The following is a 24264-nucleotide window of genomic DNA, read 5'->3' on the forward strand; positions in this document are numbered from 1 at the left end:
TTTTTTCCGCCATAGCTCAGTTGGTAGTAGCGCATGACTGTTAATCATGATGTCGTAGGTTCGAGTCCTACTGGCGGAGTAAGTACCCGAAAGGGTTTTTTTATTTCTCTTTTATTAATAAATTAAAAAAAGGTTCTTTCGAACCTTTTTTCTTAGTTAAAGAAAACATCGTATAGAGCTTTAATAGCCTGTTTTTCTTGTTCTTGGTTGACGACGAACATGATGGAAACTTCGCTGGATCCTTGAGAAATCATTTGGATATTGATGTTATTTTCGGATAAAGCCTTTGTGGCTGTAGCTGTTACACCGATTTGATTTTTCATATTCTCTCCGACAATCATAATAATGGAAAGATCATGTTCAATTTCGGCATGGTCCACTTGTAAATCTTGGATTAAATGTTTTAAAATTTCTTGTTCTTTAATTGGTGTTAATTCTTTTGAACGGAGAATGACTGATAAGTCGTCAATACCTGTTGGCATGTGATCCCAACTGATGTTCAAATCTTCTAAAATTTGTAATAATTTTCTACCAAAACCGACTTCTCTATTCATCAGGTATTTGGTGGTATTAATGCTGACAAATCCAGAGTCTCCTGCAATTCCAACAACTTTAACATTTTCATCGGTATGGTTCAGCACAATCTTCGTACCTGGATGTTTTGGATTGTTGGTGTTCTTGATTACCATTGGAATCTTTCCACGATATGCAGGAACGAGTGCTTCATCATGGAGGACACTAAAGCCAGCATAGGCTAATTCCCGCATCTCTTTATAGGTTAATTCAGGAATAGAATGTGGCTGTTTAATAATGCCTGGGTGAGCTGCAAAAATACCATCGACGTCTGTAAAGTTCTCGTAGAGATCTGCTTTAACTCCGGCTGCGATAATTGATCCTGTAATATCTGAACCACCTCTTGAAAAAGTACAGACTTGTCCTTCTTTTGTAATTCCAAAGAATCCAGGGATCACTAAAATTTCATTATGATTTCTCAGTTCTTCAATCTTGTCATAACTAGAAGGAAGAATGCGAGCATTGCAAGGTTCGCTTGTTACAAAGATACCTGCATCTTTTGGATGAATATATTTTGCTTCTAAACCCTTTTTAACAAAGTAAGCTGCAATGAGTTTTGCATTGTTGTTTTCTCCAGCAGCTAAGAAGGTATCATATAAGAAAGTATTGTCGGACTTGGGCAGTGTTGCAAGGGATTTGATATCTCTAGCAATCTCTTCGATAATTTCCTCGTCTAAGTCTAACTCCTCTGTAATAGATCGATAGCGATTGATAATCCATTCTTGACTTTGGTTCGTATCTTTTCCGTTGGTATATTCTTTAAAATACTTGATGAGGGCATCTGTGACTTTTGTGTCCTCCGCATTGCGTTTCCCTGGAGCAGAAACGACCACGTATTGACGGGCTTCATCTTCTTTAACGATATTGAATACTTTTTCTAACTGGGTAGCAGATGCTAATGAACTACCACCAAATTTAACTACTTTCATGTGGACTCCTTTACACAACTTTCTTTAAATTATACCAAAGATAGAGCTTGGTTACAATCTAAAACAGCACTGCTATCAAGCAAGTCTTTCGGCTGAGACACTTTGTTATGAAAATGTAATTTACTTCTCAAAGTAGTTGTGCTAAAATAATATAAAAATAAATAAGTTCAACTATCAAACAATTTGAACAGCTAATTAGTAAAGAGGTGGCTTATGGTGTTCGAAACGATTATATATTCTGTTGAAGAGGATCTCGCATCTATTATTTTAAATAGACCTGAGGTTTCAAATGGTTTTAACATTCCAATGTGTCAGGAAATCCTTGAAGCATTAGAATTAGCTGAGAAGAATCCAGATATTCGTTTTATTCTATTTAAAGCAGTCGGTAAGGTTTTTTCGGTTGGTGGTGATTTAGCAGAGATGAAGCGGGCTGTCGATGCCGATGATATCGATTCGTTAACGCAAATTGCGGAATTGGTTAATCAAATCTCTAAAAAAATGAAGCAACTTCCAAAACCTGTGATTATGGTAGCAGATGGTGCGGTTGCAGGAGCAACTGCTAATATGGCAGTAGCAGCAGATTTTTGTATTGCTTCTGATAAATCCAAGTTTATTCAAGCCTTTGTTGGAGTAGGTTTAGCTCCTGATGCTGGTGGTCTTTTCCTTTTAGGAAGAGCCATTGGTTTGAGTAGAGCAACTCAGTTAGCGATGACCGGTGAACCATTAGGTGCTGAAAAGGCTCTGGAATATGGCGTTGTGTATAAGGTTTCTGAAGTAGATAAATTAGACAAGACTGTTAACCAACTTCTCATGAAGTTAAGACGTAGCTCAGACAATTCTTTTGCTGCGATTAAAGAGTTGGCCTGGTCTAGCATGCTGACTGATTGGGATCGCTATGCTGAAATTGAGTTGAGATTGCAAAGAAATCTATCTTTAAAAGAAGACTTTAAAGAGGGAGTTATTGCCTATTCAGAGCGTCGACGTCCAAAATTTATAGGAAAATAAAAACGTAAAATTTTTATGTTTTTGTTGTTGAGACTTGCTATTTGCTTTGAATTTTGATAAAATTCGATTATCAAAGTAATGAATAGGGGGTGTGGTTTTTGAATTTTCAACTAGTCAATGATTACCTTACATCCATTTTTAACAACGTTTTAGTCATCGAAGAAACTAGTTTACGTAGCAGTCGATTTAATGATGTTTCTATTAAGGAAATGCACACAATAGATGTCATCGGCTCAACACCAAACGCAACTCCAAGTGATATTTCGCGTTCGTTAATGGTAACGTTAGGTACAGTCACAACCAGTTTAAATAACCTTGAACGAAAAGGTTATATTGAACGAACCAGATCTGAAGTTGATCGTCGGGTTGTCCATTTGAGTTTGACCAAAAGAGGAAAACTCTTGTATCGGCTTCACCAACAATTTCACAAGCGGATGGTTAATCAGATTATAGATGGGATGTCTCCAGATGAACGGAAAGTGATGCAAAAAGGGTTGCAGAACCTTTATCGTTTCTTGGAGGATTTGAAATAATGACTTTTGCAAAAATTAGTCAGGCAGCCCATTATGCGCCAATCCAAGTGATTTCCAATCAGGATCTTTCTGAACGGATGGATACCAGTGATGAGTGGATTGCTAGTCGGACAGGAATTCGGAAGCGTCATATTTCTCAATCAGAATCAACCAGCGATTTAGCTACGGAAGTGGCTCGTCGCTTGCTTGAAAAAAGTGGTTTACAAGCGGATCAGTTGGATTTTATCTTTGTTGCTACGATTTCACCGGATTCCATGATGCCATCTACAGCTGCTCGTGTTCAAGCTAAAATTGGTGCCTCTAAAGCCTTTGTTTTTGATTTGACCGCTGCTTGTAGTGGATTTGTATTTGCGCTTGCGACTGCTGAAAAGTATATTCGCTCTGGCCAGTACAAACGAGGAATCGTTATCGGAAGTGAAACCTTATCGAAAGTGATCGATTGGGAAGATCGGACAACAGCAGTCTTGTTTGGGGATGGTGCTGGCGGTGTTTTATTGGAAGCTTCCGAGCAACAAACTTTTTTAGCAGAAAGTCTGTTTTCAGACGGTTCCCGTGGAGAAGTTCTTCAATCATCATCTGTTGGTTTATCTTCACCATATTCTGATAAGGAAGAAGATAAAAAATATTTGTCAATGGATGGGAGAGCAGTCTTTGATTTTGCCATTCGGGATGTGGCTAAGAGTATTAAAAATACGTTAGCAGATGCTCTAGTGCCTGTTGAAGAGATTGATTTTTTTCTTCTGCACCAAGCAAATGACCGTATCTTAGATAAAATGGCTAAGAAAATCGGGGTTGATCGGGAAAAACTTCCTGCAAACATGATGGAATATGGTAACACGAGTGCCGCAAGTATTCCAATTTTATTATCGGAGTGTGTCGACCAAGGACTGATCAAATTGGATGGAAGTCAAACAATTCTTCTGTCTGGATTTGGTGGAGGTTTGACATGGGGCTCACTTCTTGTTACAATCTAGTTAAACATGTGGTAACACATTTTAAAAATTTTTTATTATTTTAAGGAGGCCAATCATGGCAGTATTTGAAAAAGTACAAGAAATTATCGTTGAAGAACTTGGTAAAGAACCATCAGAAGTAACACTTGAGTCTACTTTTGAAGATCTTGAAGCTGATTCATTGGATTTGTTCCAAGTGATTTCAGAAATTGAAGATGCATTCGACATTCAAATTGAAACTGAAGAAGGATTGTCTACTGTAGGTGACCTTGTTGCTTACGTAGAAGAAAAAACTAAATAATAATGGATGAGAGTATCGAAAGATATTCTCTCTTGTTTAGGTAATAGTTTGACGCTCAAAGCAAAGAACCGCTTTCAAACTATTACTTAAGCGAAAATGAGGAAGGTACTATGCAAACACGAATTACAGAATTATTAAACATTAAATATCCAATTTTCCAAGGTGGTATGGCTTGGGTAGCAGATGGAGATCTTGCTGGAGCTGTATCCAATGCAGGTGGTCTTGGGATCATCGGTGGAGGAAATGCACCTAAAGAAGTTGTCAAAGCGAATATTGATCGTGTCAAATCCATTACTGACAAACCTTTTGGAGTGAATATCATGCTCCTCTCTCCTTTTGCAGATGACATTGTTGACTTGGTTATCGAAGAAGGGGTTAAAGTTGTTACCACTGGTGCAGGGAATCCTGGGAAATATATGGATCGTTTCCACGAAGCTGGCATTACCGTTATTCCAGTTGTACCTTCAGTAGCTTTAGCAAAACGGATGGAAAAACTAGGTGCGGATGCTGTGATTGCTGAAGGAATGGAAGCAGGTGGGCATATTGGTAAATTGACTACCATGACCCTGGTTCGTCAAGTGGTCGAAGCTGTTTCTATTCCCGTTATTGGTGCTGGTGGTGTGGCTGATGGTGCTGGAGCAGCTGCAGTCTTCATGCTTGGAGCAGCTGCTGTTCAAGTGGGAACACGATTTGTCGTAGCTAAAGAATCAAATGCTCACCAAAACTTTAAGAATAAAATCTTGAAAGCTAAAGACATTGATACAGTAGTGTCTGCGTCAGTTGTTGGCCATCCAGTTCGTGCGATTAAGAATAAATTGGCTTCTGCCTATAACCAAGCGGAAAAAGATTTCTTGGCAGGTAAGAAGACTCAAGAAGAAATTGAAGAATTAGGAGCAGGTGCTCTTCGCAATGCTGTTGTGGACGGAGACGTTGATAACGGATCTGTGATGGCAGGACAAATTGCAGGTCTCGTAGGTAAAGAAGAAACCTGTGCTGAAATCTTGGAAGATATCTATTTTGGAGCTGCTAAAGTCATTCAGAAAGAAGCAGCTCGCTGGGCAGATGTCAAATTCTAACAAGTAAAGGAAAGGAAGAGGACAGTGACAAAACGTGCTTTCTTATTTGCTGGTCAAGGTGCCCAAAAATTGGGGATGGCTAGTGACTTGTATGCAACTTATCCGATTGTTAAGGAGACATTTGATACTGCAAGTCAGATTTTGGGCTATGATTTACGAGAATTGATTGATTCTGATGAAGACAAGCTCAATCAAACACGCTTTACCCAACCGGCTATTTTGACAACTTCAGTAGCTATTTATCGTCTATTAGCAGAAAAGGGCATGACACCGGATATTGTTGCCGGTCTTTCTCTAGGAGAATATTCTGCTTTGGTTGCTGCAGGTGCTCTTTCTTTTGAAGAAGCAGTCGCTTTGGTAGCCAAGCGGGGTGAATTTATGGAAACAGCTGCGCCTGCTGGAAGCGGGAAGATGGTAGCTGTCATGAATACTGATCCTGCCTTGATTGAAGAAATCTGTCAACAGGCTTCTGAAAAGGGAGTTGTAACACCAGCTAACTACAATACTCCTGCCCAAATTGTGATTGGTGGAGAGGTTGAAGCTGTGGATTATGCAGTTGAACTCTTACAAGAAGCAGGGGCAAAACGGTTGATTCCTCTAAATGTCTCTGGTCCTTTCCATACGGCCTTACTTGCTTCTGCTAGTGAAAAACTAGCGACTGAACTTGAAAAAGTTACTTTTAAGGACTTTAGCTTGCCTTTGGTTGGGAATACAGAAGCAAAGATCATGAAATCAGACGAAATCAAAGCTTTATTAGCTCGCCAGGTGATGGAGCCTGTTCGTTTCTATGATTCGATTGCAACGATTCAAGAGTTTGGAGTAGATGAAGTGATTGAAATTGGTCCAGGTAAGGTCTTGACTGGTTTCTTGAAAAAAATTGATAAAACTCTTCCAACGAAAAATGTTGAGGATCAAGCAAGCCTTGATGCCTTACTGAACGAATAAGATGAGGTGACTATGGAACTGAAGAATAAAAATGTATTTGTTACTGGCTCAAGTCGAGGCATTGGATTGGCTATTGCACATAAATTTGCGTCAAAAGGTGCCAACATTGTCTTAAATAGTCGTGGAGAGCTCCCTGCAGGTCTAGTGGATGAATTTGCCTCATACGGTGTGAAGGTAGTTGGCGTTACTGGGGATGTATCCCAAGCTACGGAAGCGAAACGAATGGTCGCGGAAGCGATTGAAGCACTTGGCTCAGTAGACATCCTTGTTAACAATGCTGGGATTACCAATGATAAGCTCATGTTAAAATTGACGGAAGAAGATTTTGAGCAAGTCTTGAAGGTGAATTTGACTGGTGCTTTTAATATGACACAATCAGTCTTAAAGCCGATGACCAAGGCGCGTGAAGGTGCTATCATTAACATGTCGAGTGTTGTCGGTCTAACCGGAAATGTTGGACAAGCTAACTATGCAGCCTCAAAAGCTGGTTTGATTGGTTTTTCTAAATCGGTAGCGCGTGAAGTAGCTGGTAGAAATGTCCGAGTCAATGTCATTGCGCCGGGCTTCATTGAGTCTGATATGACAGAAGGACTTCCGGAAAAAATTAAAGAAATGTCTCTCGCTCAAATTCCAATGAAACGATTTGGAAATACAGAAGAAGTAGCAGATGTTGCAGTCTTTCTTGCGACTCAAGAATATCTAACAGGGCAAGTCATCGCAATTGATGGTGGCTTAACCATGCAATAAAAAGAGGTAGGTTTTGAAATGAAATTAAATCGTGTTGTTGTAACAGGCTATGGCTTGACATCTCCAATCGGAAACACTCCAGAAGAATTTTGGAATAGCTTAAAAGAAGGAAAAATTGGAATTGGTCCGATTACAAAATTTGACCACAGTGACTTTGCTGTTCATAATGCAGCTGAAATCCAAGATTTCCCATTTGATAAATACTTTATCAAAAAAGATACAAACCGCTTTGACAACTACTCATTATATGCTTTGTATGCCGCTCAAGAAGCTGTGAATCATGCAGGTTTAGATGTAGAAGCTATTGATAAAGATCGTTTTGGTGTCATTGTTGCTTCTGGTATCGGTGGTATCAAAGAAATCGAAGATCAAGTGATTCGCTTGCATGAAAAAGGGCCAAAACGTGTCAAACCAATGACCCTTCCAAAAGCTCTGCCAAATATGGCATCTGGTAATGTTGCTATGCGTTTTGGAGCTAATGGAATTTGTAAATCGATCAATACTGCTTGTGCCTCTTCCAATGATGCGATTGGGGATGCTTTCCGTGCCATTAAATTTGGTTTCCAAGATTTGATGTTGGTAGGTGGTTCAGAAGCTTCTATTACGCCATTTGCAATTGCCGGTTTCCAAGCCCTAACAGCTCTTTCAACAACAGAAGATCCAACTCGTGCTTCTATTCCATTTGATAAAGATCGGAATGGATTTGTAATGGGTGAAGGATCAGGTATGTTGGTACTTGAAAGTTTGGAACACGCTGAAAAACGTGGTGCAACCATTCTTGCTGAAGTGGTGGGCTACGGTAATACCTGTGATGCTTACCATATGACTTCTCCACATCCAGAAGGTCAAGGTGCTATCAAGGCAATGAAGTTGGCTTTGGATGAGGCAGAAATTGAACCAGCTCAAGTTGATTATGTCAACGCCCATGGAACCTCTACTCCAGCAAATGAAAAAGGAGAAAGTGGTGCAATCGTTTCTGTATTTGGTACAGAAGTTCCAGTATCTTCTACAAAATCATTTACAGGTCACCTCTTGGGAGCAGCAGGGGCAGTTGAAGCTATTGCGACAATTGAAGCAATTCGCCATCAATATGTTCCAAAAACTGCTGGAACACAAGAGTTATCAGATTATATTGAAGCCAATGTCATCTTTGGTGAAGGGCAAGAACGTCCGATTTCCTATGCTATTTCCAATACATTTGGATTTGGAGGACACAATGCTGTCTTAGCCTTTAAACGTTGGGAGGGATAAAGTGAATATTCAAGAAATTAAAGACCTAATGAGTCAATTTGACCAATCCAGTCTTCGTGAATTTAGCTATCAAAATGCAACGGATGTGCTATCATTTAGTAAAAATACTGGCAGTGTAGCTAGCTCGCAACCTGCTACGCCAGCTCCTGTAGTTCAGGAAGTGGCGCCCGCTGTTGAAAGCCCTGTTGTTCTCGCAGAAGAACCAGCTGCTCCGTCAGCTCCAGAAGTTGCTCCAACAGTAGCAGCAGAAGGGGAAGTAGTTGAAAGTCCTCTTGTCGGTGTAGCTTATTTAGCTTCAGGTCCAGATAAACCAGCTTTTGTTCAGGTTGGAGATAGCGTTTCAAAAGGCCAAACTTTATTGATTATTGAAGCAATGAAAGTCATGAATGAAGTTCCTGCGCCAAGAGATGGAATCGTCACTGAAATCCTTGTTTCAAATGAAGAAATGGTCGAGTTTGGGAAAGGATTGGTACGGATTAAATGATCGATATTCAAGCTATTAAAGAGGCTCTTCCGCATCGCTATCCGATGTTGTTGGTGGATCGCGTCCTTGAAACAAGTGAGGATACGATTGTAGCCATTAAGAATGTGACGATCAATGAGCCCTTCTTTAATGGGCACTTTCCAAGCTACCCAGTAATGCCAGGTGTCCTCATTATGGAAGCCTTGGCACAAACTGCCGGTGTCTTAGAATTATCCAAACCAGAAAATAAAGGGAAATTAGTCTTTTACGCTGGAATGGATAAGGTTAAATTTAAAAAACAAGTCGTTCCGGGAGATCAGCTCGTGATGACGGCTACCTTTGTCAAGCGTCGTGGTTCGATTGCGGTCGTGGAAGCAAAAGCGGAAGTCGATGGGAAATTAGCTGCTAGCGGGACCCTAACATTTGCAATTGGTAACTAGGGAGGTTTCTATGTTCCGAAAAATTTTAATCGCGAATCGTGGTGAAATTGCGGTCCGGATTATTCGAGCTGCTCGTGAATTAGGAATTGAAACAGTCGCTGTCTATTCAACGGCTGATAAAGAAGCCTTGCATACCTTACTAGCGGATGAAGCAGTTTGTATTGGGCCTGCCAAGTCAACCGAGTCTTATTTGAACATGAATGCTGTTTTATCTGCAGCAGTTTTGACTGGATCAGAAGCGATTCACCCAGGATTTGGATTTTTGAGTGAAAATTCGAAGTTTGCCACCATGTGTGAAGAAGTAGGGATTAAGTTTATTGGACCATCAGGATCTGTTATGGATATGATGGGTGATAAAATTAATGCCCGAGCACAAATGATCAAAGCAGGCGTACCTGTGATTCCAGGATCAGATGGTGAAGTTCATACAGCTGAAGAAGCCTTGGAAGTTGCTGATCGGATTGGCTATCCTGTTATGCTGAAGGCGTCAGCTGGAGGTGGCGGTAAAGGTATCCGTAAAGTAGAACGGGCAGAGGACCTAGTTCCAGCTTTTGAATCTGCTTCGACAGAAGCTAAGGCGGCCTTTGGCAATGGAGCTATGTACCTTGAACGCGTCATCTACCCAGCTCGTCATATTGAGGTTCAAATTTTGGCTGACCAATTTGGACATGTGGTTCATTTGGGTGAACGGGATTGTTCCCTTCAAAGAAACAACCAAAAAGTCCTCGAAGAATCTCCATCCGTAGCAATCGGTAAGACAATTCGAGACCAAATCGGATCTGCAGCTGTCCGCGCGGCAGAATCTGTTGGCTATGAAAATGCTGGGACAATCGAGTTTCTTTACGATGAAGGTAAAGGCGAATTTTACTTCATGGAGATGAATACTCGGGTTCAAGTTGAGCATCCCGTGACAGAATTTGTCACTGGAATTGATATCGTGAAAGAGCAAATTAAAATTGCTGCTGGGCAAGAATTGTCTGTAAGCCAAGAAGATATTCAAATTTCTGGCCATGCGATTGAATGCCGGATCAATGCAGAAAATCCTGCCTTTAACTTTGCACCTAGCCCAGGAAAAATCACCAATCTCTATCTTCCAAGTGGAGGAGTCGGCTTGCGCGTGGATTCTGCTGTCTATCCTGGCTATACGATTCCACCTTACTACGATAGTATGATTGCCAAAATCATTGTCCATGGAGAGAATCGTTTTGATGCCTTGATGAAGATGCAACGCGCCCTCTATGAGTTGGAAATTGACGGTGTAATGACTAACAGTGATTTCCAATTGGATTTGATTTCAGATTCGAATGTGATTGCTGGTGATTACGATACCGCCTTTCTGATGGAGACATTTTTACCAAATTATCAGAAAAATCAATAAGCAATGAACTTTGTAAATGTGAGATTCATTTTCACAAGGAATGAACGGGCACAATTACAAAGTTCTTTTACCAAGTAAGGAGAAGTTGATGGCTTTATTTTCTAAAAAAGATAAGTACATTCGAATTAATCCCAATCGGTCGGCCATTGAAGCACCTCAGCCGAAACCAGAGGTTCCAGATGAGTTGTTTTCTCAGTGTCCGGGCTGTAAACATACGATTTATCAAAAGGATCTAGGAAGTGAACGTCTGTGTCCTAAGTGTGGTTATACCTTCCGAATATCTGCGGTAGAGCGACTTCAATTGACAATTGATCCAGGAAGCTTTATTGAATTGTTTACGGGTATTGAGACCAAGGACCCGCTTAAGTTTCCAAACTACAAGAAGAAATTGGCGGCTGTTCGTGAATTGACAGGACTTGATGAAGCTGTGCTAACAGGAACTGCAAAGATCGGGGGCCATCAAGTGGCTCTCGGTATTATGGATTCTAATTTCATCATGGCTTCTATGGGCTCTGTGGTCGGTGAAAAGATTACGCGTCTATTTGAATTGGCGACAGAAGAAAAGCTCCCAGTTGTGCTCTTTACCGCTTCTGGTGGAGCTCGGATGCAAGAAGGAATCGTCAGTTTGATGCAGATGGCTAAAATCTCTGCAGCTGTTCAAAGACACTCAAAAGCAGGCTTATTTTATCTGACAGTTCTAACAGACCCAACAACAGGAGGGGTAACGGCGTCATTTGCAATGGAAGGAGATATTATCATTGCAGAGAGTCAAGCCCTTGTGGGATTTGCAGGTCGAAGAGTGATCGAGTCTACCGTACGGGAACAGTTGCCAGATAATTTCCAAAAGGCTGAATTTTTGCAGGAGCATGGCTTTGTGGATGTGATTGTCCAGCGTAGTGAAATGCGTTCAACAATCGCAGACTTGTTAGCCTTTCATGGAGGGAAGTAATGACAAGAATAACACAAATTATTAAAGAAGCTCGTGACCAAGGACGTTTGACAGCTCTCGATTATGCACATGGAATTTTTGATAACTTTATCGAATTGCATGGAGATCGGAATTTCCGAGATGACGGTGCAGTGATTGGTGGAATTGGTTGGCTAGGAGAACAAGCGGTGACGGTGGTCGGGATTCAAAAAGGAAAGAATCTTCAAGACAATCTCAGTCGAAACTTTGGTCAACCCCATCCTGAAGGCTATCGAAAAGCCTTGCGTCTGATGAAACAGGCGGAGAAATTTGGTCGTCCAGTAGTAACCTTCATCAATACCGCGGGTGCTTATCCGGGTGTTGGCGCTGAAGAACGAGGACAAGGTGAGGCTATTGCCCGTAACCTCATGGAAATGAGTGACTTAAAAGTTCCGATTATCGCGATTATCATCGGAGAAGGTGGCTCAGGTGGGGCTCTTGCTTTAGCTGTAGCAGACAAGGTCTGGATGCTTGAGAACTCCATCTATGCAGTTTTGAGTCCAGAAGGATTTGCCTCTATTCTCTGGAAAGACGGAAGCCGTGCCATGGAAGCAGCTGAATTGATGAAGATTACTTCGCATGAGTTGTTGAATATGGATATTGTGGACAAGGTGATTCCGGAGCATGGTTTTTCCAATGGCGAATTACTAGCTCAAGTGAAGAAGGAAATCCAAGCAGAATTGAAGGAGCTACAAGCCTTGCCTCTCGAAGAACTTCTAGAGCAACGTTACCAACGTTTTCGTAAATATTAAAAAACTGAGCTTGCTATTTGCAAGACTCAGTTTTTTCTTATTTTGGTGCGATGACTTCAGCGCCACCCATGTATGGACGAAGGACTTCAGGAATGGTTACAGAACCATCTTCATTTTGATAATTTTCAAGAATAGCAGCAACGGTACGTCCAACAGCCAATCCAGAACCGTTCAAGGTGTGAAGAAGTTTGACTTTACCATCTGCTTCGTCACGGTAGCGGATTTGCGCACGGCGGGCTTGGAAATCTTCTGTGTTGGAACAGCTTGAGATTTCACGGTAGGTATTTTGCGCTGGAATCCAGACTTCCAAGTCATAAGTCTTAGCAGCTGAGAAGCCCATGTCTCCCGTTGAGAGAGCCATGACACGGTATGGAAGGTTGAGTTTTTGAAGGATATTTTCAGCGTTAGCTGTCATCTTTTCCAATTCTTCATATGATTCTTCCGGTTTGGCAAATTTAACCATTTCAACCTTGTGGAATTGGTGCAAACGAATCAAACCACGAGTATCACGACCAGCAGAACCAGCTTCAGAACGGAAAGATGGACTCATAGCAGTAAAGTAGATTGGTAGATCTTTACCATCAATGATTTCATCACGGTAGTAGTTGGTCAGTGGAACTTCAGCAGTTGGAATCAAGACATAGTTGGTGTCGCTGAGTTCAAAAGTATCTTCCTTGAATTTTGGATATTGACCAGTACCAAACATAGAATCGTGGTTGACCATGTAAGGGGTGATGACTTCTGTGTATCCTTCCTTGCCATGCTCATCCAACATAAAATTGTAGATAGCACGTTCTAAGCGAGCTCCAAGCCCCTTGTAGAAGAGGAAACGAGCGCCAGTGACTTTACCACCACGTTCCCAGTCAAGGATGTCTAAGTCTTCTCCAAGGTCCCAGTGAGCTTTTGGTTCGAAGTCAAACTCGCGAGGAGTTCCCCAACGGCGAACTTCTACGTTATCGTCTTCATCAGCCCCAACAGGCACACTATCAGCAGGGATGTTTGGAAGAGTCGTAGTAAATTCTGTCAATCTCGCATCAATTTCTGCCAATTCTGCATCCAAGGCTTTGACCTCTGCAGAAAGAGTTTGCATGGCAGCAATCTTATCATCTGCATTTTCTTTGTTGCGTTTGGCTTGGGCGATTTCAGCAGATACTGTGTTACGCTCAGCCTTGAGGCTTTCTACTTTGACCAAGATGTCACGTCGCTTGGCATCGATTTCTTTCATTTCGTTCAAGATGGCAGTATCTACACCGCGTGTCGCTAATTTTTCAGCAACTGCATCAAAGTCTGTACGAATTCGTTTAATATCTAACATAGCTTCTCCTTTAACAAAAAGCACACCTGTTACAGTGTTGGAGTGGCAGGGCCACGGTTCCATCCAACTTCACAGGTGTGCACTTGATTTGATCTTCAATTTTTTGATAAACGGTAGAATTTCAATTAAGTCCTCTATCTGCTCACAGCAACCGCAGACTTTCTGAAAGATTTCCTTAATTTACTTATCCGTTTTCGTTTATTATACAAGAAAAGGAGCTATTTTGCAAATAGATTTTTAATTTTAGCTGCGATGGTTTGGATCAAGGTCGGTAGCTTGACAATTTTATCATTTCCAAGGTGTTGACGGGCAATTTTTAAGATTTTACCCGAGTCTTTAGAAGCAAATAGAAACTTGCTTTCCTTGGTGTAAATTTCAAAATGGCGGCTAATTTTACGCCCGGATACGTTGGCTCCGATCTGTTCGATTTCTTTCCAGGGAATTTGGACGTAGTCTTCTACATTAGCATCCGCATAAAATTCAAAAGCGACATTCCCAACTAGGATTTTTCCAACCTTTCCACCAACACCTAGATAAGAGACACCAGTGGTATGGAATTCCACGGTTTTATTCTGTGATTGCGCCATGTGATCCTCCTGTAACAATGTTCATTTCATTATACCATAATAAAAAGAAGGTCGAAACCTTCTTTTTTGTTGATCTTTGCTTACATCAAGCCAGCAACGTGTGCCAAGACACCGATTACAAAGAGGGCGATGATGATAGTGATTGGAGATACTTTCTTCTTAAGCAACCACATACAAGCGAAAGTAAGAAGCAATCCCATCAAACCAGGAATCAATGAATCCAAGTTTTGTTGGAAAGTCGTAACTTTTTCAGGTGTTTGAGATAGACCTGAACCAACTTGAGCGAAGGCTTCTTGGATACCCTTGTATCCTTCAGGAAGTTTATCCCAGTGGATATAAGCTTTGTCGTCTAATTTGACAGAAGAAACATTAAAGATGAATTTAATAGATACCCAACGTTCTACCAAGACAGCAAGGATGAACATCCCGAGGATAGAAGCTCCTTTAGTGATATCTTGCAAGATCCCACCAGACATATCTTTGGTAATTTCAGAACCTGCTTTGTATCCAAGTTCTTGGGTGTACCACAAGAAGGACATACGAATCGCATTCCAAGCAAAGAAGAAGATAAGTGGACCAAGGATATTACCAGTCAAGGCAAGAGATGCACCAAGTGCTCCAAGGATTGGACGAACTGTAAACCAGAAGACAGGATCTCCGATACCCGCCAAAGGTCCCATCATACCAATCTTAACCCCTTGGATAGCGGCATCATCAATCGCAGCGCCATTTGCTTTTTCTTCTTCAAGGGCAAGAGTTACCCCGATGATTGGAGCAGCTACGTATGGGTGAGTGTTGAAGAACTCCATGTGACGCTCAAGAGCAGCCGCTTGGTCTTCTTTCTTCGTGTAAAGTTTTTTGATAGCTGGGATCAATGAGTAAGCCCAACCCAAGTTTTGCATCCGTTCATAGTTCCAAGAACCTTGCAAGAAGGTTGAACGCCACCAAACTTTTTGACGATCTGATTTAGATAATTGTAATTTTTCAGTCATGATAGTGTCACACCTTTCTTAATAGTCTTCAAGGATATCGCCGATTGGGTCATTAGAAGTAGCAACTCCGCCACCTCCATTGCCACCTTTCTTAGAGAGAGAAAGGTAGATCAAGGCAAGTGCAACACCAATTGCACCAAGAGCAATCAAGGTCAATTGGCTAACGGCAGCAAGAGCAAAACCAATGGCAAAGAATGGCCAAACTTCACGGCTTGCCATCATGTTGATAACCATGGCGTAACCAACGGCTACGACCATACCACCACCGATTTGCATACCGTCTGACAACCAAGCAGGCATCGCTTCAAGAGCACCTTTAACAGTGTCAGCAGGGATCATCAAAAGAAGGGCTGCAGGAATGGCGATACGAAGACCTTGAAGGAGAAGGGCTACAAAGTGAGCGCGTTCTACGCCTTTGATATCACCTTTTTTAGCAGCAGCGTCAGCAGTGTGGACCAAACCAACGGAGAGAGTACGGACGATCATGGTCAAAAAAAGACCAGCAACTGCAAGTGGAATAGCTACACCTTGAGCCACAGCGATTCCTTTAGAGCTAAAGTCACCACCAAGAACCAAGATAATCGCAGCAGCGACTGATGCAAGAGCAGCGTCGGGTGCAACTGCGGCACCAATGTTGGCCCAGCCAAGTGCAAGTAATTGAAGGGAACCACCAAGCATAACACCGGCAGTCAAGTTACCTGTTACCAAACCGATTAAGGTACAAGCAACAAGTGGTTGGTGGAATTGGAATTGGTCAAGGATACCTTCAAGACCTGCTAAGAAGGCAACAACGACCACTAATACCATAGAAATAATAGACATGTTTAAAATCCTTTCGTAAGTAATCGATTATTGAACGTTAGCTTTGTTAATTAAGTCAAACAAATCTTTCTTAGAGTCATTTGGCACTTTACGGACATCAAATTCGACTCCAAGATCACGCATTTTTTCAAATGTAGCCACATCCTCTTTGTCCATTGACAACACATTGTTGACCATGGTTTTACCAGTTGAGTGGGCCATTGAACCAACGTTCAAGGTTTTAATCGGAACACCACCCTCGATGGCACGAAGGGCATCTTGAGGTGTTTCAAACAAGATCAAAGCATGTGTTTCACCAAAGCGTGGATCATTTGCAACGTCGATCAATTTTTGAATTGGGACAACGTTTGCTTTCACACCATTCGGTGCTGCTTGCTTGATCAACTCTTTACGGAGTTCATCTTTAGCAACTGAATCTGAAGCAACAATGATCCGATCGGCTTTTGAATCGGGTGTCCAAGCAGTTGCGACTTGTCCATGAAGCAGACGAGTGTCTAAGCGAGCAAGGTTGATCTTGAGCTTACCATCTCCAATCACTGTTCCTTCTGGAATAGCAGCTTGGGCAACAGGGGCAGCGGAAGCAGTGCTTGCTTCTTCGACTGGATTCAATTCTTCTGGAAGAGCTTTGATTCCATCTTTAGATTCTTTGATAATGTTTGCAGCGACTTTATCAACGCCGGCATTTGCATCCATCAATCGCTCTGTATAAGCTTGAATCAACATTGGAAGGTTTAATCCTGTGATGATCGCAAATTTACGATCTGGATTTTCTCCCATAACGCGACTCGCTTGGTTAAATGGAGAACCACTCCAAAGGTCAGCCAAAACCAAGACTTCATCTTCTGCATCAAATGCGGCAACAGCTGCATTAAATTTAGCATAGAGATCATCCGGGCCTTCACTTGGCATGAACGTAACCACTTGAACTTTCTCTTGATCCCCAAAGATCATCGAGCCGGATTGGTGGATTCCAGCTGCAAATTCACCGTGGCTAGCAATAATGATACCAATACTCATTATTGACATTCCTCCTTATAAAATTTGTTTGACTTTCAGTTTAAGAAAACTTTAAGCTTATCTATTATAAAACGTTTTCATAATAAAGTCAATTTTTCAGTACTAAATTAAAGGAAAAAGAGACTCTTTAATATATTAAAGTATCAACATCTATCTTTAGATGTTGGTAGACTTCTTTGGTTATTAAATTCGAAAATCCTTGATAAGAGGGGAACTAAGGGGATTCTATGTTTCTGAAAAGAGTAGTAGTAGCTTCTAATATGTAAAATAAAAATATAGCAATCCTTTTCAGGTCCTGTTTGTGAGAAACTAAAAAAGACCAGCCCATTTGGGCCAGTCTAATAGGTTCGTTTATTAGTTAGTGAAGTCAAGTACCATACGTCCTTGAATGGTTCCGGCTTCCATTTCGTCAAAGACTTTGACAGCATCTTCTACTGGACGTTTTTGAACGACTGGAACAACCAAGCCTTCTGCACCAAATTGGAAGGCTTCTTCCAAGTCTTTACGAGTTCCTACAAGAGAACCTATGACTTGGATACCATCTAATACTGTTTTCACAATGCTGAGGTCCATCATTTCAGAAGGAAGTCCGACTGCGACAACGCGACCACCTGCACGAACTGAATCCACTGCTTGGTTGAAGGCTACTTTAGAAACAGCGGTTACGACAGCAGAGTGAGCTCCACCATTTGTTTTTTCTTTGATCAAGCCTGGAACATCTTCGACTTCACGACCATTTATGACAAAATCTGCGCCAACTTCTTTCGCCAATTCGAGTTTATCATTGTTGATATCGACAGCGATGACATGTGCGTTGAAGACTTTCTTAGCATATTGAACAGCCAAGTTTCCTAGTCCCCCAGCTCCGTAGATAACAACCCATTGGCCTGGTTCAGCTTTAGCTTCTTTGATAGCTTTGTAAGTTGTAACTCCTGCACAGGTAATAGAAGAAGCTTGCGCTGGATCTAATCCTTCCGGTACTTTAACCGCGTAATCCGCAGTAACGATACATTGTTCAGCCATTCCTCCATCAACAGAGTAACCAGCATTTTTTACAGTACGGCAAAGAGTTTCACGACCAGTTGTACAGTATTCACAAGTTCCACATCCTTCGAAGAACCATGCGACACTGACACGATCCCCAACTTTTAGGCTCCTAACATCTGGAGCAACTTCTTTAACAATACCGATTCCTTCGTGTCCAAGAACACGGCCTGGAACTTTACCGAAGTCTCCATGAGCAACGTGCAAGTCAGTGTGGCAGACACCACAGTATTCGATTTGAACAAGAGCTTCCCCTGTCTCAAGTGGACGCATGTCTTTGTTTGCAACGATTTCAACACCAGTACCTTCTGGATTTACAACAACAGCTTTCATAGTTTTCCTCCTCAAGAGCTTAGTTGGATTAGAGACGGTAATAAGACGAGAAGTAACATCACTTGAATCATTATCGTATGAAACGAGCTAGGCTCCTTTTTTATTTTTGTTATGTTAATTTTATCACAAACTTTATCGGTTAGCAAGCGTTTACACAGAAAATTTTCTGAAAATAAACTTAACCGGTTAAACTATTTTCAGAAAAGCCACCTATAAGGTTCCGTATGTTTGAGAAAACAAAAAAGCTTGAATCCTTTCTTGTAAAAGGTGATTCAAGCGCTTCTCTATTTATAGGAAGAGTTTTTCTAGTTGACGAGCAACACCGTCCTGATCGTTTGTATACTCGGTTTGTTTATCGGCATAGGGGAGGAGGACAGGATTGGCGTTTTTCATTGCATAACCAGTTCCTGCGAAAGCCAACATGTCTGTATCGTTTTGTTCGTCTCCAAAGGCAATCAGATTTTTCCGATCAAGTCCGTAAGTCTCGAGGAGATAGTTGAGGGCAAAGGCCTTATTGACCCCTTTTGGAGCACATTCCAGAATGTTGAGGGGACCGCCCCAGCTATTGATTTCTAGCTCGTGATGGTAGTAATCACGCATTTCTTCGGCTAAAGCATACTTATCTTCAGCGCGCGTTTGAAAGAGGATGGCGTTTGGGTTTTCGGTAACTTTACGAGCTTCGAATTTTGTTTTGGAGGAGATTTTAGAAACCCCAAATAAAGCAGGATCAATCGTATGGTGGTAGGTGTGGGTGACATAGAACTTATTGCGATACTCTCCTGCAATAAAGTCCGCTTGGATGTCATTTTCTCTCTTGACCATATCGAGGAGGTATTTTTTATCAAGGGTCATGGATAGTTCTTTGGACCATTTTTTATTTGGAATATGAGTGAGAGCGCCGTTAAAGTTAATCATGGGACTTTCCAATCCCAATTCCTTATAGATGTGATCTGCCATTCGATAGGGACGCCCAGTTGTAATAATGATCCGGTGACCTTGTTCACTGACTTTCTGGATGGTTTCAATCGTATAAGGCGATAATTTGCTCTCGGAATTTAATAAGGTGCCATCTAAATCGACAGCGATTAGTTTTTTATTCATAGGAAGATTCCTTTCATTTGTATGGTTTTTCTTACTCTAAATGAGGAGTATAGAAGTGCCATATTTTAAGAAGAATGCTACCATTATACCAGATAAACAGGAAAATTTCAGTTTTTCAAATAGTAAATGCTGAGGCACTAAAGATTATCCAGATGAATCTCTTGTAAAAGTGAATGATATTTGATAAAATATTGGTATTGTTCGTGATTGAGTCGCGAGCAGATTTATTTTTTTAAGGAGCTTATTAGAAAAATGGATAAGTTTTTCAAACTATCTGAACACGGAACGACGGTTCGTACAGAGGTATTAGCTGGTTTAACGACCTTCTTTGCCATGTCTTATATCTTATTTGTAAACCCTCAAATGCTCTCCCAAACAGGAATGCCTGCTCAGGGAGTATTTCTAGCAACCATTATTGGGTCAGTCGTCGGGACTCTCATGATGGCTTTCTATGCGAATCTGCCTTATGCCCAAGCACCAGGAATGGGCTTGAATGCTTTCTTTACCTTTACAGTGGTATTTGGGATGGGCTATTCTTGGAAAGAAGCCTTGGGAATGGTCTTTATTTGTGGATTGATTTCCTTGATTATCACATTAACTAATGTTCGGAAAATGATTATTGAGTCCATTCCAAATGCTTTGCGTTCAGCTATTTCAGCTGGTATCGGAATTTTCTTGGCTTATGTGGGAATCAAAAATGCTGGCTTGTTGAAGTTTTCGATTGATCCGCATACCTATACGGTGGCAGGAGAGGGGGCTGACAAAGCGAATGCAGCGATTACAGCAAATTCTGCAGCGGTCCCAGGACTTGTTAGTTTCAATAGTCCGACAGTCCTCCTTGCCTTGGCTGGCTTAGCCATTACTGTTTTCTTTGTCATCAAGGGCATTAAAGGAGGAATTATCCTTTCTATCCTTACGACAACAATCCTTGGTATTGTATTTGGCATTGTTGATCTTTCAACGATTGACTTTGGTAGTACCCATCTTGGAGCAGCCGTTAATGATCTTGGCAAAATTTTTGGAGCTGCACTTGGTTCAGAAGGATTAGGTTCTTTGATTACCAATACTTCTCGTCTTCCTGAAACCTTGATGGCCATCTTGGCATTCTCCTTGACAGATATCTTTGATACGATTGGTACCTTGATCGGTACAGGAGAAAAAGTCGGAATCGTGGCTACAAATGGTGAAAATCACCAATCCGCTAAATTGGATAAAGCCCTTTATTCAGACCTTGTAGCCACATCTGTTGGTGCCATTGCAGGTACTTCAAATGTGACGACTTATGTTGAGTCAGCTGCGGGTATCGGAGCTGGTGGACGGACTGGTCTGACAGCCCTTGTAGTAGCCCTCTGTTTTGCAGTGTCAAGTATCTTTAGTCCTCTTCTTGCCATCGTACCAACTGCAGCGACAGCACCGATTTTAATCATCGTTGGGATCATGATGTTAAGTAGCTTGAAAAACATCCATTGGGATGATATGGCAGAAGCTGTACCAGCCTTCTTCACCTCTATCTTTATGGGATTCAGCTATTCCATCACAAATGGGATTGCAGCAGGTTTTATTACCTATACAGTAACCAAATTGGTCAAAGGTGAAGCCAAAGAAGTTCACAGTATGATTTGGATTTTAGATGCCTTGTTTATCTTGAACTTTATCAGTATGGCCTTGCATTAAAATGAACATAAAGGAAAGCTTGGACAAAAGGTCCAAGCTTTTTTTGATTGCTCATGTGAGGCAGGAGGTTGATCGACTAAAAATAGTGGGCAATAATCAATTATTTTTGGTATAATGGAGGAATGAAAAGTCAAAATGAACAAGAGTTGATGGCCCTTGGAAAACAGTTGGGTCAACGATTAGAAAAACAGGATGTCGTGATTCTGACGGGAGATCTGGGGGCAGGGAAAACAACCTTTACAAAAGGCCTTGCTCAAGGTTTGGATATTCGTCAGATGATCAAAAGTCCCACTTATACTATCGTGAGAGAATATGAAGGTCGCTTACCCTTGTATCACTTGGATGTCTATCGTATTGGAGATGATCCAGATTCGATTGATTTGGATGACTTTTTATTTGGTGAAGGGGTGACCGTTATTGAGTGGGGAGAATTGCTAGAGACCAGTCTTCCTGCTGGATATTTAAAGGTTGAACTGCTCAAGGACGGCGACGGACGTGAGATACGCTTGTCAGCTGTCGGTGAACGTGCAGAACAATTAAAGGACTCATTTCTAACTTCTGTAGGAGCTTGAAGATGGAACAGGTGTTGGATCTCTTTTTAAAAGAGGCTGAGGTTTCAGATGCAGAGCCTTTACTCGACTTTTTTAAAGCTGTAGCGACTGAATCTGAGTTCATGACCTTGGCTCCAGAAGGGCTTGGGATGACCAAGCAAGAGTTGGAAATATTTGCTGAAACACAAGCACAAACAGGCAATCAATTATGTCTCTTATTATACTTGGGTGAGGATCTGGTAGGTGTCTTAAATATTGCAGCGGATCAAAACAGAGCCTTGCGCCATATTGGAGATGTCTTTATCGTTGTTCGGAAGGCCTATTGGAATAAAGGCTTGGGTCGTATTCTTCTAGAAGAAGGAATCGCATGGGCAGAAGGTACCAACCTCCTTCGAAAGTTAGACCTCAGTGTCCAAGTTCGAAATGAACGGGCCATCCATCTCTACCAAACGCTAGGATTTGAAATTGAAGGTCTCCGCAAGAGAGGCGTATACAAGGAAGGGGAATATCTGGATGTTTACCTAATGGGCAAACTGATAGATGGACAGAATCAATGATTAAAAAAATTCTATTAATGTTTTTTAGTTTGTTAGCTGTAACGACAATCGGGCTTGGAGCCTATGGGCTGACCATCCTCAATCAGTCAACAAACACGTTGAGTAAGACCTTTAAAGGCATTGGCGATGAAAATAATGTCATTGCAGAAAACAAACCGATGACCATCTTGCTCATGGGGGTTGATACAGGGTCAGGTTCACGAGAGGATCAGTGGGTAGGAAACAGTGATACCATGATTCTGGTGACGGTGAATCCACAGACGCGTGAAACAACGATTATGAGTTTGGAACGGGATATCTTGACCAATATCACGAAGGATGGAGAAACTGTCCAAGCGAAGCTGAATGCGGCTTATGCTCAAGGTGGGGCAGAGTTGGCCATTGAAACCATCCAAGATTTGATGAATATTCATATTGACCGTTATGCGATGATCAATATGAAAGGTCTCGTCCAACTGGTTGATAAGGTCGGTGGTATCACGGTAAACAATCCATTTGATTTTGATATTTCAATCGAAGAAAATGAACCGGAATACACAGCGAAAATTCCACCTGGTCGTCAAGAGATTGATGGAGAGCAAGCCTTGGTATATTCACGGATGCGTTATCAAGATCCAGAAGGAGACTATGGCCGTCAAAAACGACAACGGGAAGTTATCGAAAAGATCATCAAGAAAGTATTGACTCTGGACGGTTTGAGCAACTATCAAGGAATTATTGAAGCGGTTAGTGATAATATGCAGACCAATATCTCCTTGGATACGAATAGCTTGATGCAGTTGATGGGTTATCGAGATGCCTTGAAGAATATCCGTATGGAACAGTTGAAAGGGGAAGATGCCACCCTAGCGGATGGCGGAAGTTACCAAATCGTTACTTCAGAGCACCTGCTGAAGATGCAGAATATCTTGCGTAAAAGTTTGGGCTTATCACCTTTAAGCAAGCTCAAAACAAGTGCCGTTCTATTGGATGGCGACGAAACTGGGGGAGCTTCTTCATCAGAAAGTGGCGAAAGTCCAGTAGAGGCGAGCCAGGATACAGGCGGAGGCTATTATGATCCTTCCTATGCTCCAGAGACTTCTGTAAGCTCAGAAGCAGTGACACCCTATCAACCGACAGTGACACCTTATACGGATACAACGGTAGCTGGTGCTGGAGGAAACTAAAGTCAAATACTTCTATAAATAAAAAGGTTTTGAGACGACTATCTCAAAACCTTTTTGTTTATTCATGATCGCTAGATTTCTCAGACCAAATAGTTTGGATTTGTTCTACAGAAGCGTTGGCTTGCTGAGAGAAGACCCTTGCTTTATAGGAAAAGTCTTCCAGTAGTTGATTTAAAAGGACTCTTTGCTCTTGGATGATTTCAATATTCTTTTTGATTTTTGAAAGGTTTGATTGGATTCCATCCGTTAGTTGTTTGGTTTCGTTGAATTCATTTTTCAGTGGTTCACGATTTTTAACAAGTTGATAGCTGATGGTTGCTCCAGTCGCAAACCAAAATAGATCTCTTAATTTCATAGTAAGCTCCTTTTTAATGGTTTGAGATATCCTTGGCTAATTGGGCAAGGTGTTCGAAATCAGGTTCGTGGGCAATGAAATCAATCTTTAGGTCGTCTTCTTGAGAGTAGCGTGGAAGAATATGGACGTGGGTGTGGAAGACAGACTGACCCGCAATTTCTTCCATGTTACTAATGATATTCATTCCTTGAGGCTGTGTAGCACCTTCCACTTTTTTGGTGACTCTTGAAACGATGTTAAAAAGATCAGCTGTTTCATCTTGTGTCATCTCCAATAGATTACGGGCGTGTCTTTTTGGAATCACGAGGGTATGGCCTGGAGTGACCTGAGAGATATCTAAAAAAGCAAGAAAATGGTCATCCTCGTAGACCTTAGAAGCAGGAATTTCTCCGGCAACAATCTTACAAAAAATACAATCCGAAACCATAAATGCACCT

At 41.6% G+C, this 24264-nt stretch carries 27 protein-coding genes and 1 tRNA gene; 18 read left to right on the forward strand and 10 right to left on the reverse strand.

Features of this window, described 5'->3' with window-relative positions:
* Positions 1-5 precede the first annotated feature (5 nt).
* Positions 6-79 (forward strand) — tRNA-Asn (locus AC3E8G_RS06720).
* A gap of 73 nt (positions 80-152) precedes the next feature.
* Here the strand turns inward: AC3E8G_RS06720 and AC3E8G_RS06725 are convergent.
* The gene (locus AC3E8G_RS06725; RefSeq protein WP_490677320.1) at positions 153-1502 is read right to left on the reverse strand and encodes an aspartate kinase; all 1350 of its coding nucleotides are present in this window, start codon (positions 1500-1502) and stop codon (positions 153-155) included.
* 213 nt (positions 1503-1715) lie between these two features.
* On the opposite strand from AC3E8G_RS06725, the gene AC3E8G_RS06730 reads away from it, so the two are divergent.
* From AC3E8G_RS06730 to AC3E8G_RS06790, 13 genes are all read left to right on the forward strand, one after another.
* Entirely contained in the window at positions 1716-2507 is a 792-nt protein-coding gene (locus tag AC3E8G_RS06730; RefSeq protein WP_129822877.1) for an enoyl-CoA hydratase, read from the forward strand.
* A 98-nt stretch (positions 2508-2605) separates the two neighbouring features.
* Positions 2606-3040 carry a fatty acid biosynthesis transcriptional regulator FabT gene (gene fabT, locus AC3E8G_RS06735; protein WP_042507432.1) on the forward strand — a complete coding sequence of 145 codons (435 nt, stop codon included), beginning with the start codon at positions 2606-2608 and terminating at the stop codon, positions 3038-3040.
* Positions 3040-4014 (forward strand): beta-ketoacyl-ACP synthase III, encoded by a 975-nt coding sequence (locus AC3E8G_RS06740; protein ID WP_490677321.1) that lies wholly within the window; start codon positions 3040-3042, stop codon positions 4012-4014. The genes fabT and AC3E8G_RS06740 overlap by 1 nt, the downstream gene beginning before the upstream one ends.
* Positions 4015-4069: 55 nt before the next feature.
* Positions 4070-4294 (forward strand): acyl carrier protein, encoded by a 225-nt coding sequence (locus tag AC3E8G_RS06745; protein WP_003003892.1) that lies wholly within the window; start codon positions 4070-4072, stop codon positions 4292-4294.
* Between the two features lie 110 nt (positions 4295-4404).
* On the forward strand, positions 4405-5370 hold the full coding sequence (fabK, locus tag AC3E8G_RS06750; RefSeq protein ID WP_023027704.1) for an enoyl-[acyl-carrier-protein] reductase FabK: 966 nt from the start codon (positions 4405-4407) through the stop codon (positions 5368-5370).
* A 24-nt stretch (positions 5371-5394) separates the two neighbouring features.
* Positions 5395-6315 carry an ACP S-malonyltransferase gene (gene fabD, locus AC3E8G_RS06755; protein WP_023027705.1) on the forward strand — a complete coding sequence of 307 codons (921 nt, stop codon included), beginning with the start codon at positions 5395-5397 and terminating at the stop codon, positions 6313-6315.
* 12 nt (positions 6316-6327) lie between these two features.
* Positions 6328-7062: a 3-oxoacyl-[acyl-carrier-protein] reductase gene (gene fabG / locus AC3E8G_RS06760; RefSeq protein ID WP_006596905.1), complete on the forward strand. Its 735-nt coding sequence runs from the start codon at positions 6328-6330 to the stop codon at positions 7060-7062.
* Between the two features lie 18 nt (positions 7063-7080).
* Positions 7081-8313, forward strand: coding sequence for a beta-ketoacyl-ACP synthase II (gene fabF, locus AC3E8G_RS06765; RefSeq protein ID WP_023022242.1), 1233 nt, complete (start codon positions 7081-7083; stop codon positions 8311-8313).
* A gap of 1 nt (position 8314) precedes the next feature.
* Positions 8315-8797: an acetyl-CoA carboxylase biotin carboxyl carrier protein gene (gene accB, locus AC3E8G_RS06770; protein ID WP_023027706.1), complete on the forward strand. Its 483-nt coding sequence runs from the start codon at positions 8315-8317 to the stop codon at positions 8795-8797.
* Positions 8794-9216, forward strand: coding sequence for a 3-hydroxyacyl-ACP dehydratase FabZ (gene fabZ / locus AC3E8G_RS06775; protein ID WP_006596902.1), 423 nt, complete (start codon positions 8794-8796; stop codon positions 9214-9216). Before accB ends, fabZ begins: the two co-directional genes overlap by 4 nt.
* A gap of 10 nt (positions 9217-9226) precedes the next feature.
* Complete coding sequence (locus tag AC3E8G_RS06780) at positions 9227-10594, forward strand: acetyl-CoA carboxylase biotin carboxylase subunit (RefSeq protein WP_048715214.1); 1368 nt, start codon at positions 9227-9229, stop codon at positions 10592-10594.
* Between the two features lie 88 nt (positions 10595-10682).
* The gene (gene accD, locus AC3E8G_RS06785) at positions 10683-11543 is read left to right on the forward strand and encodes an acetyl-CoA carboxylase, carboxyltransferase subunit beta (RefSeq protein WP_006597410.1); all 861 of its coding nucleotides are present in this window, start codon (positions 10683-10685) and stop codon (positions 11541-11543) included.
* Positions 11543-12313, forward strand: a complete 771-nt coding sequence (locus AC3E8G_RS06790) for an acetyl-CoA carboxylase carboxyl transferase subunit alpha (RefSeq protein WP_006596899.1) — start codon at positions 11543-11545, stop codon at positions 12311-12313. The genes accD and AC3E8G_RS06790 overlap by 1 nt, the downstream gene beginning before the upstream one ends.
* A gap of 37 nt (positions 12314-12350) precedes the next feature.
* On the opposite strand, the gene serS is transcribed toward AC3E8G_RS06790, so the two are convergent.
* The 7 genes from serS to AC3E8G_RS06825 form a co-directional block, all read right to left on the reverse strand.
* Complete coding sequence (serS, locus tag AC3E8G_RS06795) at positions 12351-13628, reverse strand: serine--tRNA ligase (protein ID WP_006597414.1); 1278 nt, start codon at positions 13626-13628, stop codon at positions 12351-12353.
* Between the two features lie 218 nt (positions 13629-13846).
* Positions 13847-14215, reverse strand: coding sequence for a DUF956 family protein (locus tag AC3E8G_RS06800; RefSeq protein WP_006596897.1), 369 nt, complete (start codon positions 14213-14215; stop codon positions 13847-13849).
* An 80-nt stretch (positions 14216-14295) separates the two neighbouring features.
* On the reverse strand, positions 14296-15207 hold the full coding sequence (locus tag AC3E8G_RS06805) for a PTS system mannose/fructose/sorbose family transporter subunit IID (RefSeq protein ID WP_006596896.1): 912 nt from the start codon (positions 15205-15207) through the stop codon (positions 14296-14298).
* Between the two features lie 18 nt (positions 15208-15225).
* Entirely contained in the window at positions 15226-16029 is an 804-nt protein-coding gene (locus AC3E8G_RS06810) for a PTS mannose/fructose/sorbose transporter subunit IIC (protein WP_006596895.1), read from the reverse strand.
* A gap of 27 nt (positions 16030-16056) precedes the next feature.
* Entirely contained in the window at positions 16057-17046 is a 990-nt protein-coding gene (locus tag AC3E8G_RS06815; protein WP_490677322.1) for a PTS sugar transporter subunit IIB, read from the reverse strand.
* Positions 17047-17400: 354 nt separating this feature from the next.
* Positions 17401-18423, reverse strand: coding sequence for an alcohol dehydrogenase AdhP (adhP, locus tag AC3E8G_RS06820; protein ID WP_490677323.1), 1023 nt, complete (start codon positions 18421-18423; stop codon positions 17401-17403).
* A 288-nt stretch (positions 18424-18711) separates the two neighbouring features.
* Positions 18712-19524, reverse strand: a complete 813-nt coding sequence (locus AC3E8G_RS06825) for a Cof-type HAD-IIB family hydrolase (protein ID WP_490677324.1) — start codon at positions 19522-19524, stop codon at positions 18712-18714.
* Between the two features lie 252 nt (positions 19525-19776).
* Between AC3E8G_RS06825 and AC3E8G_RS06830 the strand changes: the two genes are divergently transcribed.
* The 4 genes from AC3E8G_RS06830 to lytR all read left to right on the forward strand — a co-directional run bounded on the left by AC3E8G_RS06830 (position 19777) and on the right by lytR (position 23472).
* Positions 19777-21198: an NCS2 family permease gene (locus AC3E8G_RS06830; RefSeq protein ID WP_154854892.1), complete on the forward strand. Its 1422-nt coding sequence runs from the start codon at positions 19777-19779 to the stop codon at positions 21196-21198.
* Positions 21199-21320: 122 nt separating this feature from the next.
* Positions 21321-21770: a tRNA (adenosine(37)-N6)-threonylcarbamoyltransferase complex ATPase subunit type 1 TsaE gene (tsaE, locus tag AC3E8G_RS06835; RefSeq protein WP_006596890.1), complete on the forward strand. Its 450-nt coding sequence runs from the start codon at positions 21321-21323 to the stop codon at positions 21768-21770.
* 2 nt (positions 21771-21772) lie between these two features.
* Positions 21773-22306 (forward strand): GNAT family N-acetyltransferase, encoded by a 534-nt coding sequence (locus tag AC3E8G_RS06840; protein ID WP_490677325.1) that lies wholly within the window; start codon positions 21773-21775, stop codon positions 22304-22306.
* The gene (gene lytR / locus AC3E8G_RS06845; RefSeq protein ID WP_006596888.1) at positions 22303-23472 is read left to right on the forward strand and encodes a glycopolymer--peptidoglycan transferase LytR; all 1170 of its coding nucleotides are present in this window, start codon (positions 22303-22305) and stop codon (positions 23470-23472) included. The genes AC3E8G_RS06840 and lytR overlap by 4 nt, the downstream gene beginning before the upstream one ends.
* A 58-nt stretch (positions 23473-23530) precedes the next feature.
* Here lytR and AC3E8G_RS06850 read toward each other — a convergent pair whose 3' ends face one another.
* Entirely contained in the window at positions 23531-23827 is a 297-nt protein-coding gene (locus tag AC3E8G_RS06850) for a hypothetical protein (protein WP_006596887.1), read from the reverse strand.
* Positions 23828-23840: 13 nt separating this feature from the next.
* Positions 23841-24254, reverse strand: a complete 414-nt coding sequence (locus AC3E8G_RS06855; RefSeq protein WP_490677326.1) for an HIT family protein — start codon at positions 24252-24254, stop codon at positions 23841-23843.
* Between the last annotated feature and the right edge of the window lie 10 nt (positions 24255-24264).

It is taken from the genome of Streptococcus sp. SCPM-O-B-15294 (M123), from assembly GCF_058200455.1.